Annotated in this window: 12 protein-coding genes; 6 read left to right on the top strand and 6 right to left on the bottom strand. The window is 74.2% G+C overall.

The annotated features are described in order from the left end of the window. Nucleotides 1-124: 124 nt before the first annotated feature. Complete coding sequence (locus tag QUE38_RS07255) at nt 125-976, top strand: glycosyltransferase family protein (RefSeq protein WP_286311132.1); 852 nt, start codon at nt 125-127, stop codon at nt 974-976. Beyond that, entirely contained in the window at nt 973-1,932 is a 960-nt protein-coding gene (locus QUE38_RS07250) for a glycosyltransferase family 2 protein (RefSeq protein ID WP_286311130.1), read from the top strand. The genes QUE38_RS07255 and QUE38_RS07250 overlap by 4 nt, the downstream gene beginning before the upstream one ends. On the opposite strand, the gene QUE38_RS07245 is transcribed toward QUE38_RS07250, so the two are convergent. The 4 genes from QUE38_RS07245 to QUE38_RS07230 are packed head-to-tail and all read right to left on the bottom strand — an operon-like array spanning nt 1,929 to nt 8,429. Beyond that, entirely contained in the window at nt 1,929-3,053 is a 1,125-nt protein-coding gene (locus tag QUE38_RS07245) for a glycosyltransferase (RefSeq protein WP_286311129.1), read from the bottom strand. The two genes, QUE38_RS07250 and QUE38_RS07245, sit on opposite strands and share 4 nt — an antisense overlap. After that, nucleotides 3,050-5,245 (bottom strand): glycosyltransferase family 4 protein, encoded by a 2,196-nt coding sequence (locus tag QUE38_RS07240; protein WP_286311127.1) that lies wholly within the window; start codon nt 5,243-5,245, stop codon nt 3,050-3,052. Before QUE38_RS07240 ends, QUE38_RS07245 begins: the two co-directional genes overlap by 4 nt. A gap of 17 nt (nt 5,246-5,262) precedes the next feature. Beyond that, a complete protein-coding gene (locus QUE38_RS07235; RefSeq protein WP_286311125.1) occupies nt 5,263-6,402 on the bottom strand; it encodes a glycosyltransferase family 4 protein in 1,140 nt (379 codons plus the stop codon). Further along, nucleotides 6,399-8,429 (bottom strand): glycosyltransferase, encoded by a 2,031-nt coding sequence (locus QUE38_RS07230; RefSeq protein WP_286311123.1) that lies wholly within the window; start codon nt 8,427-8,429, stop codon nt 6,399-6,401. Before QUE38_RS07230 ends, QUE38_RS07235 begins: the two co-directional genes overlap by 4 nt. A 109-nt stretch (nt 8,430-8,538) precedes the next feature. Here QUE38_RS07230 and QUE38_RS07225 point away from each other — a divergent pair, with 109 nt between their 5' ends. Then, nucleotides 8,539-9,216 carry an arsenate-mycothiol transferase ArsC gene (locus QUE38_RS07225; RefSeq protein ID WP_286311121.1) on the top strand — a complete coding sequence of 226 codons (678 nt, stop codon included), beginning with the start codon at nt 8,539-8,541 and terminating at the stop codon, nt 9,214-9,216. Then, nucleotides 9,213-10,412 (top strand): glycosyltransferase, encoded by a 1,200-nt coding sequence (locus QUE38_RS07220; protein WP_286311119.1) that lies wholly within the window; start codon nt 9,213-9,215, stop codon nt 10,410-10,412. Before QUE38_RS07225 ends, QUE38_RS07220 begins: the two co-directional genes overlap by 4 nt. On the opposite strand, the gene QUE38_RS07215 is transcribed toward QUE38_RS07220, so the two are convergent. After that, nucleotides 10,376-11,296 (bottom strand): alpha/beta fold hydrolase, encoded by a 921-nt coding sequence (locus QUE38_RS07215; RefSeq protein ID WP_286311118.1) that lies wholly within the window; start codon nt 11,294-11,296, stop codon nt 10,376-10,378. The genes QUE38_RS07220 and QUE38_RS07215 overlap by 37 nt on opposite strands. Before the next feature lie 73 nt (nt 11,297-11,369). Here QUE38_RS07215 and QUE38_RS07210 point away from each other — a divergent pair, with 73 nt between their 5' ends. Then, on the top strand, nt 11,370-11,768 hold the full coding sequence (locus QUE38_RS07210) for a TetR/AcrR family transcriptional regulator (protein WP_286311116.1): 399 nt from the start codon (nt 11,370-11,372) through the stop codon (nt 11,766-11,768). Beyond that, complete coding sequence (locus QUE38_RS07205) at nt 11,666-12,022, top strand: TetR family transcriptional regulator C-terminal domain-containing protein (RefSeq protein ID WP_433996956.1); 357 nt, start codon at nt 11,666-11,668, stop codon at nt 12,020-12,022. The genes QUE38_RS07210 and QUE38_RS07205 overlap by 103 nt, the downstream gene beginning before the upstream one ends. Nucleotides 12,023-12,090: 68 nt before the next feature. Here QUE38_RS07205 and QUE38_RS07200 read toward each other — a convergent pair whose 3' ends face one another. After that, on the bottom strand, nt 12,091-13,992 hold the full coding sequence (locus QUE38_RS07200; protein WP_286311114.1) for a glycosyl hydrolase family 28-related protein: 1,902 nt from the start codon (nt 13,990-13,992) through the stop codon (nt 12,091-12,093). Nucleotides 13,993-14,082 lie beyond the last annotated feature (90 nt).

Genomic DNA, 14,082 nt, shown 5'->3' with positions numbered 1-14,082 from the left:
GCGAAGCTGCGGGGGTGGTCGGCGGTGGCTGGCGCGCGGCCGTCGACGTCGTCGGCACCGCGGCGGGGCTGGCCGCCAGCGCCGCCCCCGGGGTGCGCGCGAGGCGCGCGGACGGAGCGTCCGCATGAGGCTGCACGCGTACGTGCTCGCCGGCGACCCCGCCTGGATCTCGCAGAGCATCGGCTCGTACTACGGCATCGTCGAGAAGATCGTCGTCTCGTACGCCGCCGACGGCCGTTCGTGGGCGGGATTCCCGCTCTCGGTCGACGAGTCGCTCGAGCGGATGCGGGCGGCCGACCCCGACGGGAAGATGGTGTTCGTGCCCGGCGACCACTCCGACGCCGACCGGCCGGTGATGACGGTGGAGACCGAGCAGCGGCAGGCCGCCCTCGACGCCGCGTCCGAGGAGGCGGACTGGGTCGTGCAGCTCGACACGGACGAGATCCTGAGCTCCCCCGAGGTCTTCCTCGCCCAGCTCCGGGAGGCCGATCGCCGGGCGGCCGACGCGCTGGCCTTCCCGATGCGCAACTTCTATGCGCGCACGCCGTCCGGCGAGTTCCTCGAGCACTGCGGCCGGTTCTGGACGACGCAGGCGGGGTACCCGGGTCCGGTGGTCGTGCGGGCGGGTACGCGCCTCTCGCTCTCGCGCCAGTCGGCGGGGTCCCCCGTGCATCGCGTCGACGTGTCGCCGCGCAACACCGACCCCGCGCACCCGTTCGGCACCCCCGTGCACGCCGTGATCCCGGAGGACGACGCGATCATCCACATGAGCTGGGTGCGCACCGAGGAGCAGATGGCCGAGAAGCGCATCGTCTCGGGCTACGCGCCGGAACGCGACTGGGACCGCGACCTGGGACGCTGGCGTCGCCGCACCGCGCACCCGCTGGGCACGGTGCTCGGCGCTCCGTTCGCGCGGAACCCGTTCGGCCGCTTCCGGATCACCCGGCTGCCCGAGTTCGCGGACGTGGAGCCGTGACGGACGAAGCGGATGCCCCTGCCGGCATGCCCGTCGTCGACGTGGTCGTGCCGACGAACCGCGTGAGTCCCTACCTGGAGTCCGCGCTCGCGTCGGTCGCCGCGCAGACCTACGCGAACTGGCGACTCGTCGTGGTGGACGACGGCTCCGGGCGCGGTGACGAGCTGGAGCGGATCGTCACGCGCGTCGACGGGGCGCGCATCGTGCACCGCGAGAACGGTGGCGCGGCCGCCGCGCGCAACACCGGCATCGCGGCAGGAAGGGGCGAGGTCGTCGCCTTCCTGGACGACGACGACATCTGGCCGCCGGACCGGCTGGAGGAGCTGGTGCGGGCGCTCGAGCGCGATCCGGGCGCGGTCGGCGCGTTCGGCGACGGCATCGACATCGACGCGGACGGCGTTGCATTCGATTCGTGGAATACGCCGCAGGCGACGAGTGCCGAGTACCTCCGCGGTGCGTCGCCGATTCCGAGGATCACGACGCTGGCCGTGCGCCGGAGCGCATTCGACGACGCCGGCATGTTCGACGAGGCCTTCGGCCTCTCGCAGGACACCGAGTTCACGCTCCGCCTGCTCCGGCACGGGCGGCTGGTCGGCACGGGCACCGTGCTGGTGGAGTACCGGCGCCACGACCGGAATGCCACGGCGGCCGACTGGAGGCGTCGCCACGCCGCCGGTTCTCGCGCCATACGGGTGAACCGCGAGGATGCGGCGTCCCGCGGCGACGCGCACCACGTCGAGGCGCTTCGACGCAACGCGAGGATGCTCGATCGCGCCTACGCGTCCTGGTCGGCCGGTCGGGTGCTCGGGCTGCTCAGGCAGCGGAGGGTGCGGGATGCGGCCGCCGACGTGCGGGACTCGATGCGGCTCTCGCCGCGTGGTGTGCTGGCAGGGGGCGCCTCGACGTTCGTCTCCAAGCTCCGCACCCGGGCGCGACGTGCGGAGACGGACGCCTAGGACGTCGGGGAGAGCCGGGCCAGCACCTCGGCCATGGCGTCGGAGCGGTCGGCCCAGGAGGGCACCGGTCCGGTGGCGCCGTGGGGGAACGGCCGGGAACGATCGATCGCGGCGACCACCTCGGCCGGGAAGCGGTCGGCGTCTGCGATCGTGACGCGCGGGTCGTCGGCGTCGCGGAAGCCCGCGACAGGTGTGGAGACGACCGCGCGGCCGACGGCCTGGTACTCGTAGAGCTTGATCGGGTCGAGGCTGTCGGTGAACTCCGTGACGACGTGGGGCACGACGAGCGACTCCGCGTGCTGCAGGTAGCCGACCACCGCGTCGCGCGGGCGTGCGCCGAGCAGCACGGCACCGGCTCGCTCGAGGCGCGCGGTCGCCCCCGGGCCCAGCAGGTTCGGGCCCACCAGTACGAGGGTGCCCCGTTCGGCGAGTGCGAGCGCGGTGGCCTCGCACAGGTCGACGTCGATGCGATGCGGATGCGCCGTGCCGAGGTACACGGCCGTCGGGCCGGTCGGGAGGTCGGCCGGTCGCGGCGCGGGCCGGCGGTACGCATCGACATCGACCGCGTTGGGGATGAGCGCGACCGGGCGATCTCCGCCCTTCCGGCGCGCGAGCTCCGCCGAGCAGACCACGACCTCGCGGGCCGTCGCGAGCAGGCGGGCCTCGTTGCGGGCCGAGCGTTCGCGCTCGGCCGCGGGGCGGTCGGCGGAGAGCCAGTCGTCGGTGATGTCGTAGACGACGGGCCAGCCCGAGGCATCCGCCACCCCCACCGCGCCCGGGTCGTTGATCCAGAGCAGCGGATGCTCCATGCCCAGCCCCCGGGCGGCCCGCAGCACGTCCCGCGCGATGCGCGCGTCGGCGTTCCGGTCGAGCCTGCGCGGCAGCCACTTCACCGGGCGATACGTCCACAGCCGTCCGGGAGCGGGCTCGCCGATCGCCGACGGCGCGCTCCCGAAAGCGGGGCGGCGCCCCGCGCGGAGGTCGTTGGTCGGGTCGGCCGGCGGCTCCACGAAGAGCACGCGGAGGCCCGGATCACGTCGCAACAGCCCCGCCACCAGGTGCTGGTTGCGCCGCCACACGTCGTCCCAGCGCTCGAGCGACATGACCACGAGGTCGGTCATCGCACGCTCCGGTAGACGTCCTCCGTGGCATCCGCCTGCGCCCGCAGGGTGAAGTCGCGACGCTGACGCTCGCGCTCGGCGCTCCCGAGCCGGGCGCGCCCGTCGGGGTCGGCGGCCAGTGAACGCAGGGCGGATGCCGCGGCCGCGACGTCGTCGGGCGGGAACAGGGCGCGCTCGTCGAGCCCCGCGAGCATGTCCAGGTGCCCGGCCGCGCCGGCCGCGACCACGGGGAGCCCGCTCGCCATCGACTCGAGCACGGTCAGCCCGAAGTGCTCGAACGGGCAGGTGGCGACGAGCAGGCCGGCGCGGTCCATGAGCTCGGGCAGGTCGGAGCGGAAGCCGAGGAACTCCACCGCGTCCGCAATGCCGAGCGACGCCGCGAGCTGCTCGAGAGGCTCGCGTTCGGGGCCCGTGCCGGCCACCTGCATCCGCCAGCCGTCGGCGGCGATGCCGGACTCGGCGAACGCGCGGATGCCGACCTCGGTGTGCTTCTCGGGCTGCAGCCGCTGTGCGATGAGCACGATGCGCTCGCGGGCGTCGGCGTCGACGTCGGCGCGTGCGTCGAGGCCGGGGTGCACGACGGTGCTCTCGCCGTCGACCGCGCTCGCGACCGCGTCGCTGATCGAGAGCTGCGCGTCGATGCGCGCGCCGACGATCGCGGCGATCGGCAGTGGACCGACGCGACCGCGTGCCTTCGCGAAGTGGCGCGTGGCCACGATCGCGGGTCGGCGCGATCGCGGTGCCATCGCGAAGGCGGCGGCCGTGCCCGCCTCGGCGGCGGTCATGTGCGTGTTCACCACGTCGGCGCCCCGGGCATGGCGGAGGAGCGCGCGGGTCACGTCGAGCGTGCGCGCGGCGGGCACGTGGGCGACGCCCGACCCCTGCAGTGCGGGGCGCATGCGCCCGGGGTCGCCGCCGACGACCAGCACCTGGTGGCCGGCGGCCGACTGCGCGCGCGCGAGGCGCAGCACGAACTGCTCCACGCCCGAGAACCCGTCGGAGCGGATGGCGTGCACGATGCGGAGGCGTTCGCTCGAGGCATCCGACCGCGACCCGAGCGCCTCGACCAGCGACAGGTACTGCCGGGCGACCTCCGGCCAGGAGTAGCGTTCCGCGGTGCGGCGGGCCCGCTGCCGCCAGGCGTCGGTCACGGCGGCGCCGAGCCGGTCGAGGGCGTCGAGTCGGGCGGCGACCGAAGCGGGATCCCGCTCGACGAGGAAGCCGTTCTCCCCGTCGACGAGGATGTCGGGGGCGAACCCGACCCGGGTGGACACGACCGGAAGGCCGCACGCGAGTGCCTCGAGCACCACGAGCGCGTTGGCCTCGTACGCGCTCGGCAGCACCAGCAGGTCTGCGGCCCAGAAGAACGGCACGGGGTCGGCGTGCGTGCCGACGAAGTGCACCCGGTCGGCAACTCCGTACCGCCGGGCGTGTGCGCGCGCACGGCGGATCATGTCGTTCGTTCCGCCGACCACGAGCAGCGAGACGTCCGGCGCGCCGCCGAGCGCATCGATCGCGATCGGGAGCCCCTTGCGCTCGAACTCGTGCCCGACGAAGACCGCCAGCGTGCGCCCGTCCGCGACGTCGATCTCGGCGCGGGCGGTGGCTCGCTCCGCGTCCGTCGGCGGACGGAAACGGTCGAGGTCGACGCCGTTCGGAATGACGTGGATCGGCGCGCGCACCCGCCCGTACTCGTCGACGAGCAGCTCGGCCTCGTGCGAGGTGAGCGCCACCACGGCCCGGTGCCGGCGGCCGCGATACCGCACCCGGTCGCGGAGCGCCGTGTAGAGGTGCACGGGGTTGCGCACCATCCGCCAGGCGAAGTGCCCGCGAGCGCGCATTGCCGCCTGCAGGAGCCCGTGGTTGACGTACACGTCGCCCGCTATCACGTCGTTGTGGCAGATCGAGATCGCGTCGGGCCGCTCGGCCAGGAAGCGCCGCGCGCGGCGGGTGCCGACGGTGCTGAACCAGACGACGTTGCGGGCGCGCTCCAGATGGGTGACGATCGGCGGGCCACCCCCGGCGCCGCGCAGTGTGCGCCCGGCGTCGGCGGCCGTGAAGCGCTCGACCTGCACGCCCGCCGCGCGGAACTCGCGCTCGAGGTTGAAGGCCACGCCGGCCACGCCGCTGCCGGGCTCGATGGTCGGCGCGATCTGGACGATCCGGATGCCGCGCTCGCGTGCTCCCGTCACGCCGCCGCCTCGAGCCGTCACGCGACGCTCCGTTCCGCCTCGACCTCGCGCGCCAGGTCGAGGTAGCGTCGCGCGATCGCCGGCCAGGTGTACGGCTCGACGCTGGCGCGAGCGCGTGCGTGCCAGGCCGCGAGCTCCGTGTCGGACAGTTGCGCGAGTTCGTCGAGCCGCTCACCCACCTCCCGCGCGTCACGATCGACGAGGTAGCCGTTCTCGCCGTCGACGATCACCTCGGGCGCGAACCCGGTGCGAGTGGTCACGACCGGCAGCCCGCTCGCCAGTGCTTCGAGCACGACCAGGGCGTTCGCCTCGTAGGCGCTGGGCAGCACGAAGAAGTCGGACGCCGCGAGGAACGGAGCCAGGCTGAAACGCGGACCGAGGAAGAGCACGCGCTCCCCGACGCCCGCCGCCGTCGCCTCCGCATAGGCCTCGGTGATGATGTCGTCGTTGCCGCCGATGATGAGCAGGAGCACGGTCGGCGCGTACCGCAGCCCCTGGATCGCGAACGACAGGCCCTTGCGGCTGAACTCGTGGCCGACGAACACCGCGACCCGCTCCTCGGTGCCGAGCTGCAGGTCGGCGCGTGCGGCGGCCCGCTCCTCCGCCGTGGGCGGACGGAAGCGTTCCTGGTCGACCCCGTTCGGGATGACGACGACTCGGGACCCCAGGGGCCCGTACGTCGCCTCGAGCGCGTCCGCCTCGGCCTCCGACAGCGCGACGACCGCACGATGCGTGCGCCCGCGATAGCGGATGCGGTCGCGCAGGTAGATGAAGTCGTGCACGGGATTGCGGTAGGTGCGCCACCATGAGCGGCCGCGGGCACGCATCGACGCGAGGAGCACGCCGTGGTTGACGTAGATGTCGCCGGCGAGCACGTTGTTGTGGCAGATCGCGACGGCGTCGGGCCGCTCCGCCAGGAAGGCGCGAGCCCGACGCGTGCCGACGGTGCTGAACCACACCTGCTTCCAGCCGCCCGCGATGCGACGACCGAGCCGCGTGCGAGGGTGGGAATCGCGCTTGCCGCGCCGCGCCTGGATGTACGTGAACCGCTCGACCTCCACCCCGAGCGCAGCCAGCTCGCGCTCGAGGTTCGCCGCGACGCCGGCGACGCCGGTGCCCACGCCGATGTGCGGGACGATCTGCACGATTCGGGTCACGAGGCGATCGTATTCGGCTGGGCGAGGGCGGTGTGGTCGGATGCGACGGGGGCGCCGCCGTCCTTCGGCGCGCGCGACCGGAAGCGCGCCTCCACGCGCACCGGGCCGAGCCGGTAGAGCGCCGCGCGGCGACGGGCGGCGATGCCGCGCTCGCCGGGGAGGGCGAGGGCGCGGGCCATCGAGCCGGCCCACTGGCCGGTGCGGGCGACCTGCCAGCCGAGCGCGCCGAAGTGCTTGCGCAGGTAGCGTTCCTGCGAGGCGTGGAAGTGCGCCTCGCGGCGCACGGAGTCGCCGCTCGTACCCGCGCCGACGTGCAGCGCCCGCACGCCCGGCACAGCGGCGTGCCGCCAGCCGAGCAGGTGCGCGCGGTACGCCCAGTCGGTCTCCTCGGCGTAGAGGAAGAAGCGCTCGTCGAGCCCGCCGAGCTGCGCGAGCGCCTCGGCGCGCAGCAGCAGCACGGAGCCGATCACGAAGGTGGGCCCGCCGCGGGCCGCGCCCAGCCCGACCGCCTCGCGCCAGGTCGCGGCGGGCGACGGGAACGGCCACTCGACGCGCGCCAGCCGGCCCTGCTCGTCGACCTGCACAGGGCCGACGCTCGCCAGGTCGTCGCGTGCGCGGAGCGCGGCCTGCAGCGCGGCGACGTCGTCGGCCGAGACCTCGGCGTCGGGGTTCAGCAGGAGCACGTCGGCTCCGGGCACGAGCCGGTCGGCGAGGGCGGCGTTGACCCCCGCGGCGAAGCCGCCGTTGCGGCCCGGGTCGAGGTAGCGCACGCCGAGCTCGGCGCAGAGCGCGGCGATCTCGGGCAGCGACGAGTTGTCGACGACGGTCGTCGGCAGGGCGGCGACCGGTTCGAGCGCCCGACGCAGCAGGTCGGGTGCCCCGTACGCGACCACGACCACCTCGACGGGGGGCGAGGGCGCAGCGGATGCCTCATGCAGCACCGACCGGTACAGGTCGAGGTAGTCCCGGCCGACCGCGTCCCACCCGCACTCGGCGGCGCGTGCCGCGCCCGCTGCGCGGAGCTCGTCCGCGCGGGGCCCGGCGGCGTCGACCAACGCCCCCGCGAGCGCGCCCGCGTCGCCCGCGGGAACGACGATGCCCGCCCCGCCGACGACGTCGGGCAGCGCGCCCGCGTCGCTCGAGACCACCGGCACGCCGCAGGCCATCGCCTCGACGGCGACCCGGCCGAACTGCTCGGTCCAGCTCGGTGTGGGCAGCGACGGCATCGTCACCACGTCGAGCCCGGCGTAGAACGCGACCACGTCGTCGGGGTCGACCGGGCCGACGAGTTCGACCCGGCCCGCGAGCGAGCCGGCCGCGGCCCGCGCGGCCAGTTCGTCGGCCATCGGGCCCGACCCGCCGATGCGCAGGCGCAGCCGCGGTTCGCGCTCGGCCGCGTCGAGCAGCACGCCGAGACCTTTCTCGGGCACGAGCCTGCCGAGGATGCCGACGGTGATCGGGTCGGCGTCGCCGATCGGTGCGGGCTGCGGCTCAGGGGCATCCGTCGCCCCACCCGACCGGAAGCGGTCGAGGTCGACACCCAGCGGGATCACGCGTGCGCGACCCGCGAAGCCCTTGCGCTCGACGATGCGGGCCGCCTCCGAGTTGCACGCGGAGACGCCGGACGCGGTGCGGAGCGCCCAGCGTTCGAGCCAGCGGAACGGCACCGGGTAGCGCTTGGAGAGGTTCTGCGCGGTGTACAGCACGACCGGTGCGCGGTTGCCGCGGAGCATCCGGAGCACCAGCAGTTCGGCGGTCACGAGCGCGAAGGGCTCCTCGTGGAGGTCGATGACGTCCCACCGCTCGCCGAGCGCGCGCCACAGCGGGCGGGGATCGTAGACGAAGAGTGCGGGGTGTCGGCCGAGGGTGCGGACGCCTGTCACGCGCTCGCCGGGGCGGGGCCGGAGGTCGACCTCGGTGCCGCCCGCGTGCCAGCGGCGGGCGCTCAGCAGGTGGACGTCGACGCCCGCGTCCCCGAGGGCCCGCTCGCGTCCGCGCCACTCGTCGACGACGGCGCTGTGAGACACCCTCAGTACGCGCACCGCATCTCCTCGTAGACTCCTTGCGAGCAACACTATCCGCGCGCCGACGGGGCCCGAACCCCTCGTGCGCCGGTCCGGGATCGACGGGGGTGGCATGGCCGGAGACACGTTCGACGTGCTCGTCGTCTGCACCGGCAACGTGCACCGCTCGCCGCTCGGCGCGATGCTGCTCGGCACGTGGGCGAACTGGTACCTGCCGCCCGCCGTCTCGGGCACCGTGCGGGTCGCGAGCGCCGGCACGCGTGCGCCCGAGGGGGCGTCGATGGGCCGACGGGCGCGGGCGATCGCCACCGCACTCGGCGGCGACGGGCGGGACCACCGGGCCCGACAGGTCACCGAGGCCCAGCTGCGCGCGGCCGACCTCGTGCTGGTGGCGTCGCGGCGGCACCGCGAGCGGGTGATCGAGCTGGTGCCCGGCACCCTGCGCACCGCGTTCACGATGCGCGAGGCGGGGCGCATCGCCGCGAGCCTGCGACTGCCGGCACCGCCGGCGTCGGCGGCCGAGCTGCGATCGGTCGTCGTCGGCCTCGCCGGCAACCGGGCCCTCGGCGCGGGCGACGAGGACGTCATCGACCCCCAGGGCGGCCCCGACGACGACTACCTGCGGATGGCGGCCGAGGAGGTGCCCGCGCTCGCGTCGCTCGCCGGACTGCTGTTCGGGATGCCAGCGGCCGAGGTCGCGGCGTACCACGACGCGTCCTACGGGCCGGAGCTGCTCGCCGGCCGCGAGGGCGCGGGCGGGCAGCCGGGCACGGGTAGGCGCCGCAAGTGAGCGCTGCCGGCGGCCGGTCGCCCCGTGGCGGTGCGGCGCGTGCGACGCGCGTGCTGCACCTCGACCACACGACCGCGCGCGGCGGCGCGGAGTACGCGCTCGTGCGCATGCTGCGGGCCGGCCCGGCCTGGTCGCCGGTGGTGCTGCTGGCGCCGACGGATGCCGCGGGCGCAGGCGTCTACACGCAGCTGCCGGCGCGTGTGCCGGTGCGCGTCGCCGGCGTCCGACAGCCCGCGGGCGTGAGCGCCGGCAGTGCGTTGCACCAGGCCGCGGCGCTGGCGCGACTGGGTCTCCAGGCGGCCGCGACGCGACTGCACCCCGCCTTCCGCACCGCCGACCTCGTCGATGCGAACACCGCGCGCGCCGGGGCCTACGGGGCGCTCGCCGCGCTCACGTCGCGCGTGCCCTTCGTGGTGCACCTGCGCGACATGACCGACCCGGATGCGATCGGGCGGGCCGGGTACGCGCTCATGACGCGACTCGTGCTGCCCCGCGCCGACGGCGTGATCGCGAACTCGCGCGCGACCCTCGAGACCGCCACCCCGTTCCTGCGGCGGGGAGCCCGCACGGTCGTGATCCCGAGCGCCGCGGGCATCGAGCGGCGCACTGCGGCCGCCCGGCCGGTGGCCGGCCCGCTGCGGATCGGGATGCTCGCGCGGATCGACCCGTGGAAGGGGCAGGAGCTGCTGCTGCGCGCGTTCACGCAGGCGCTCGGCGACTCGGACGCGCGGCTCGTGCTGCCGGGCGACGCGCCCTTCGGGCACGAGGCGTACGGTCGGCACCTGCGGGCGCTCGCCGGCGAGCTCGGCGTCGCCGACCGGGTGGAGTTCCCGGGGCACGTCGACGACATCGCCGGCACGCTCGCCGGGTGGGACGTCGCGGTGCAGGCGTCGATCCGCCCCGAGCCGCTCGGCCAGAACGTGCTGCAGTACCTCGCGGCCGGCCGCGCGGTCGTGGTCGCCGGCGAGGGCGGGCCCGCCGAGTGGGTGACCGACGGCGTCAACGGACTCGTGGTCGCCCCGCGCGACGTCGACGCGCTCGCGGACGCGCTCAGGCGTCTCGCCGGCGACGATGCGCTGCGCGGGCTGCTCGCCGCGGGCGCGGCCGCGACGCCCGGGCTGCTCGACGATGCCGCGGTCGCCGCCGCGCACGCGGCGTTCTACGCGGAGGTCGTGGCGGCGCGGTCGGACGGCTGAGCGCCGGGCGCGCTTCCCGCCGCCCGCCCGCCACCGCCGACGAACGCGACGAGGGCGTCGAGCACGGCGTCGTCGCGCAGGATGCGCGTGTGGCCGGTGCCGGGCGCGTGCAGCAGTCGCGCGCCCGGGTGGGCGTCGAGCAGGCGCTCCGCCTCGCGGGACGAGACGCGCCGGTCGTCGGGGTCGTGCACGACGAGCAGTTCGTCGGACTCGGGCAGCGGGTGGCGGATCGCCGAGACGCGCGCGAACGGGTCGGGCTCGCCCGGGAAGAGGCGCGCCACGAAGCGTCGGCGCATGTCGTCGAGCGTGCGGTCGTCGAGCCCGAGCGCCGAGCCGAACTCGGCGAAGACGGCGTCGGCGTCGGCCGGCGAGGCGATGGTGACGACGCGCCGGGCGGTCACGCCCTCGGCGACGGCGGTGAAGACGCCGAGCGCGCCGAACGAGTGGGCGACGACCGCCTCGAACCGTCCGTACCGGTGCTGCAGCGCGTGGATGGCGTCGACCCAGTCGATGACGTACGCGTGCCGGCCGGCGGAGTCGCCGTGCGCCGGAGCGTCGAAGGCGACGACGCGATAGCCCTCGGCGCGGAGCTCGCGGACGATCGGGGCGAACTGGCTCGCGCGACCCTGCCAGCCGTGCACGAGCAGCACGACGTCGTCGCCCGAGCCCCACTCGTACGCGACCAGGTCGACGCCGCGACGGTCGATGCCCGGCACCCGGACGGTCGAGCGTCGCGCCTGGTCCATGACGGTGCGGTCGCGGTCGGCCAGGGGCATCCGTCGACCGACGTGGAGGAAGAGGCGCAGCGCGAGGGCGGAGCCGGCGCGCGGCGAGGCGGCGGCGACCGTGCGGGTGGCGGTGGCGATGGCGGTGAGGGCGGACATCTCTCGGCTCCTTGAAACAATACGAACGATCGTCCTACTAACTATACGGACGATCGTACGGTAAGATGGGGGCATGACGCAAGGGGTCATCGACGGACGCCGCGCACGCGGCGACGAATCGCGACGCGAGGTGCTCGCGCAGGCGATGGACCTCGCGTCGATCGAGGGCCTCGACGGGCTCTCGATCGCCCGGATCGCCGAGGCGGCCGGCCAGAGCAAGAGCGGGGTCGCGGCGCTGTTCGGCTCGAAGGAGCGGTTGCAGCTCGCCGCGATCGACGCCGCGCAGGCACTCTTCACGAACGAGGTGATCGCGCCCGCGCGCGCTGCGACCGAACGCGGGCTCGAGCGGGTGGTCGCCCTGGTCGACGGGTGGATCGCCTACTCGTCGCGCCGCGTCTTCTCGGGGGATGCTTCTTCTCGGCGGCATCCGTCGAGTTCGATTCGAAGCCCGGGGCGGTGCGCGACCGGGTGATGGGTGCGCTCGACAGGTGGGAGGGGTACCTCACGGTGTCGATCGGCTACGCGATGGAACGTGGCGAGCTCCCGAGCCTGGATGACGCGGCGCAGCTCGCGTTCGAGATCACCGCGTTGCTGGATGCGGCGAACACGCGCTCGCTGCTGCGCGAGACCGAGGAGCCGTATCGGCGCGCCGCGGTCGCCGTGGCCGACCGGCTGGTCGCACTCGGTGCCGACTCCACGGCGGTCGCCCCGCTCCGCGCGACCTGACGCGGCGAGACGCGCGGGCACGAGGGGTCGCGCGCCCGGCCCGCCGATGGACCGGGCGCGCGTGGCGCCTACGGCGCCGGGTAGTCGACGATGAACGCCGGAGCCCCGGTGTTCGAGTTGTCGACCTGCCCGCCCACGCCGTTCACGACGTGCCGGATCGTCCCAGCGCTGAGGTTGACCGTCATAACGTGGTGCAGTCGCACGCCCTCGACATCGGGCACCGAGAAGCCGTTCTCGGTGACGATCGACGGGTCGTTCTGGTTGAACACGTACACGCCCGCGCCGAAGAGCTCGTGGCTCGTCACGTCGTCGGCGACCGTGTACCCGGGGTAGCCGAGCGTGCCATCCGGCTGGGTCCAGTCGGCCTGCGTCGGCGGGTCGTACGGCAGCTCGTTCTGGTACAGGATGACCGTGCCGCCGTCGCCCTCCCAGAGCGTGTTGCGCTGCTGGAAGTGCTCGACGAAGAGCCCGGTGGCGGTGACGTCGTCGCCGGTGACGAGGATGCCGTTGCGGCCGGTGTTCGTGTTCCAGCGGTCGGTGTCGCCGTTCACGCCCTCGGTGAACCCCTCGATGCCGTGGTCGGCACGCCAGATCCAGGCGTGGTCGATGAGCACGTGGTCGCTGTGCACCTCGATCGCCGTGTCGACCTTCCCGATGTGCGGTCCGCCGACGCGCACGTAGACGTCGCTCAGCGTGGTCGGGTTCGACTCGGCGGCCCGCGCGGCGCTGCCGGTGCCGTGCTCGCCGTTCGCCTTGCCGACGCGGAGCAGTACCGGCGAGAGCTCGGTGCCGGCGTCGAATGTCACGCCGGCGATGACGACGCCGGGCACGTCGGCGACGTCCATCGCGACCGCACCGCCCGTGGCGGTGAGGGTGGCGTGGCCCATGCCGAGCACCACGGTGTCGGCCCGCTTCACGCGGATCGTCTCGTCGATGTCGTACACGCCCGGCGTCAGCAGCAGGTTGCTGCCGCGCGCGAGCGCCGTGTTGATCTCCTGGACCGACGAGTCGGGGGTGGCGATGAAGAACTCGGTGATCGGCACCGTGCGGCCCGCGGTCTCGCCCTCGGCCCAGGTGATGCCGCGCGTGTCGGTCTGCGCCGAGGGGACGCGCACCGCGTAGTTCCCGGCCTCGTCGACGAACAGGTACGGCTTCTCGCGGCTGATCGGCGTCTCGTCGATCGTCGTGTACGGCGGCTCGGGGAAGGTCGAGTCGTCCGGCGCGCCCTCGGTGCCTGCGAACACCTGGTTCCAGACGGCGTTGCTCCAGCCCGCGGTCACGTCGCTGTTGCGCACGAGCCACTGCTGCTGCGAGCCGTTGATCGTGAACGGCAGGCGCGAGTCGGCGATGAAGCCGCCCGACGCGTACTGCGGGCCGTTGGTGCAGTAGTCCTGCAGGCTGACGTTCGCGCCCGAGATGTCGAGCCGGCGCATCGACACGGCCTGCGAGACGGCCCAGAAGTTCGCGCTCGCGCGGCAGCCGTCCTGCCCGGTGCCGTTCACGTCGATCGAGAGGTTCGAGATCGTGCGCCAGAAGTTCACCAGCGCGATGCAGTTGCCCGTGCCGCCGTCGGTGAGGCACCGGTTGTAGACCTCGATCGCGCCGTTCACCGAGACGTCTGTGGGGGATGCCCCGAGGCCTGCCACCTCCGTGTAGTAGCCGACCTCGAACTGGAGCGGCTGCTCGTCGGTTCCGTACTCGCCGGGGAGGAAGTAGACCGCGTAGCGGTCCTCGCTCATCTCGGCGTCGCGCTGGCGGTCGGCGAGGGCGTCGAGCTCCGTGGAGATCTCCGACAGTGGCATCGACGGGTCGAGGACGGTCACGTTGGGGCCGAAGTCGGGCGCCTGCGGATCGACCTGCTGCGGTGGTGCGGCCTGCGCGGGCGCCGCGACGACGGCTCCCGCGACGAGTGCGGCGGCGACGAGCGCGGTCGCCGTGCGACCGCGCCGTGGTGGTGCGTTCCTGCTCATCCGTAGTCCTCTTCCTTGAGGTGTGGTGGTGGAGACGCGGGCGAGATGCCCACTTACTGACAAGACAGTAACTATTCTCATCGGGTCGCG

The organism is Agromyces mangrovi (genome assembly GCF_030296695.1).
GTDB classification, from domain to species: domain Bacteria; phylum Actinomycetota; class Actinomycetes; order Actinomycetales; family Microbacteriaceae; genus Agromyces; species Agromyces mangrovi.
Note: the sequence above shows the minus strand (reverse complement) of the source record. Positions and strands in the feature narration are given on the sequence as shown.

Bases quoted from the DNA above. Each gene is read 5' to 3' on its own strand.
- QUE38_RS07255 (WP_286311132.1), top strand. From the start codon at position 125: ATGAGGCTGCACGCGTACGTGCTCGCCGGCGACCCCGCCTGGATCTCG.
- QUE38_RS07245 (WP_286311129.1), bottom strand. From the start codon at position 3,053: ATGACCGACCTCGTGGTCATGTCGCTCGAGCGCTGGGACGACGTGTGG.
- QUE38_RS07225 (WP_286311121.1), top strand. From the start codon at position 8,539: ATGGCCGGAGACACGTTCGACGTGCTCGTCGTCTGCACCGGCAACGTG.
- QUE38_RS07215 (WP_286311118.1), bottom strand. From the start codon at position 11,296: ATGTCCGCCCTCACCGCCATCGCCACCGCCACCCGCACGGTCGCCGCC.
- QUE38_RS07210 (WP_286311116.1), top strand. From the start codon at position 11,370: ATGACGCAAGGGGTCATCGACGGACGCCGCGCACGCGGCGACGAATCG.
- QUE38_RS07200 (WP_286311114.1), bottom strand. From the start codon at position 13,992: ATGAGCAGGAACGCACCACCACGGCGCGGTCGCACGGCGACCGCGCTC.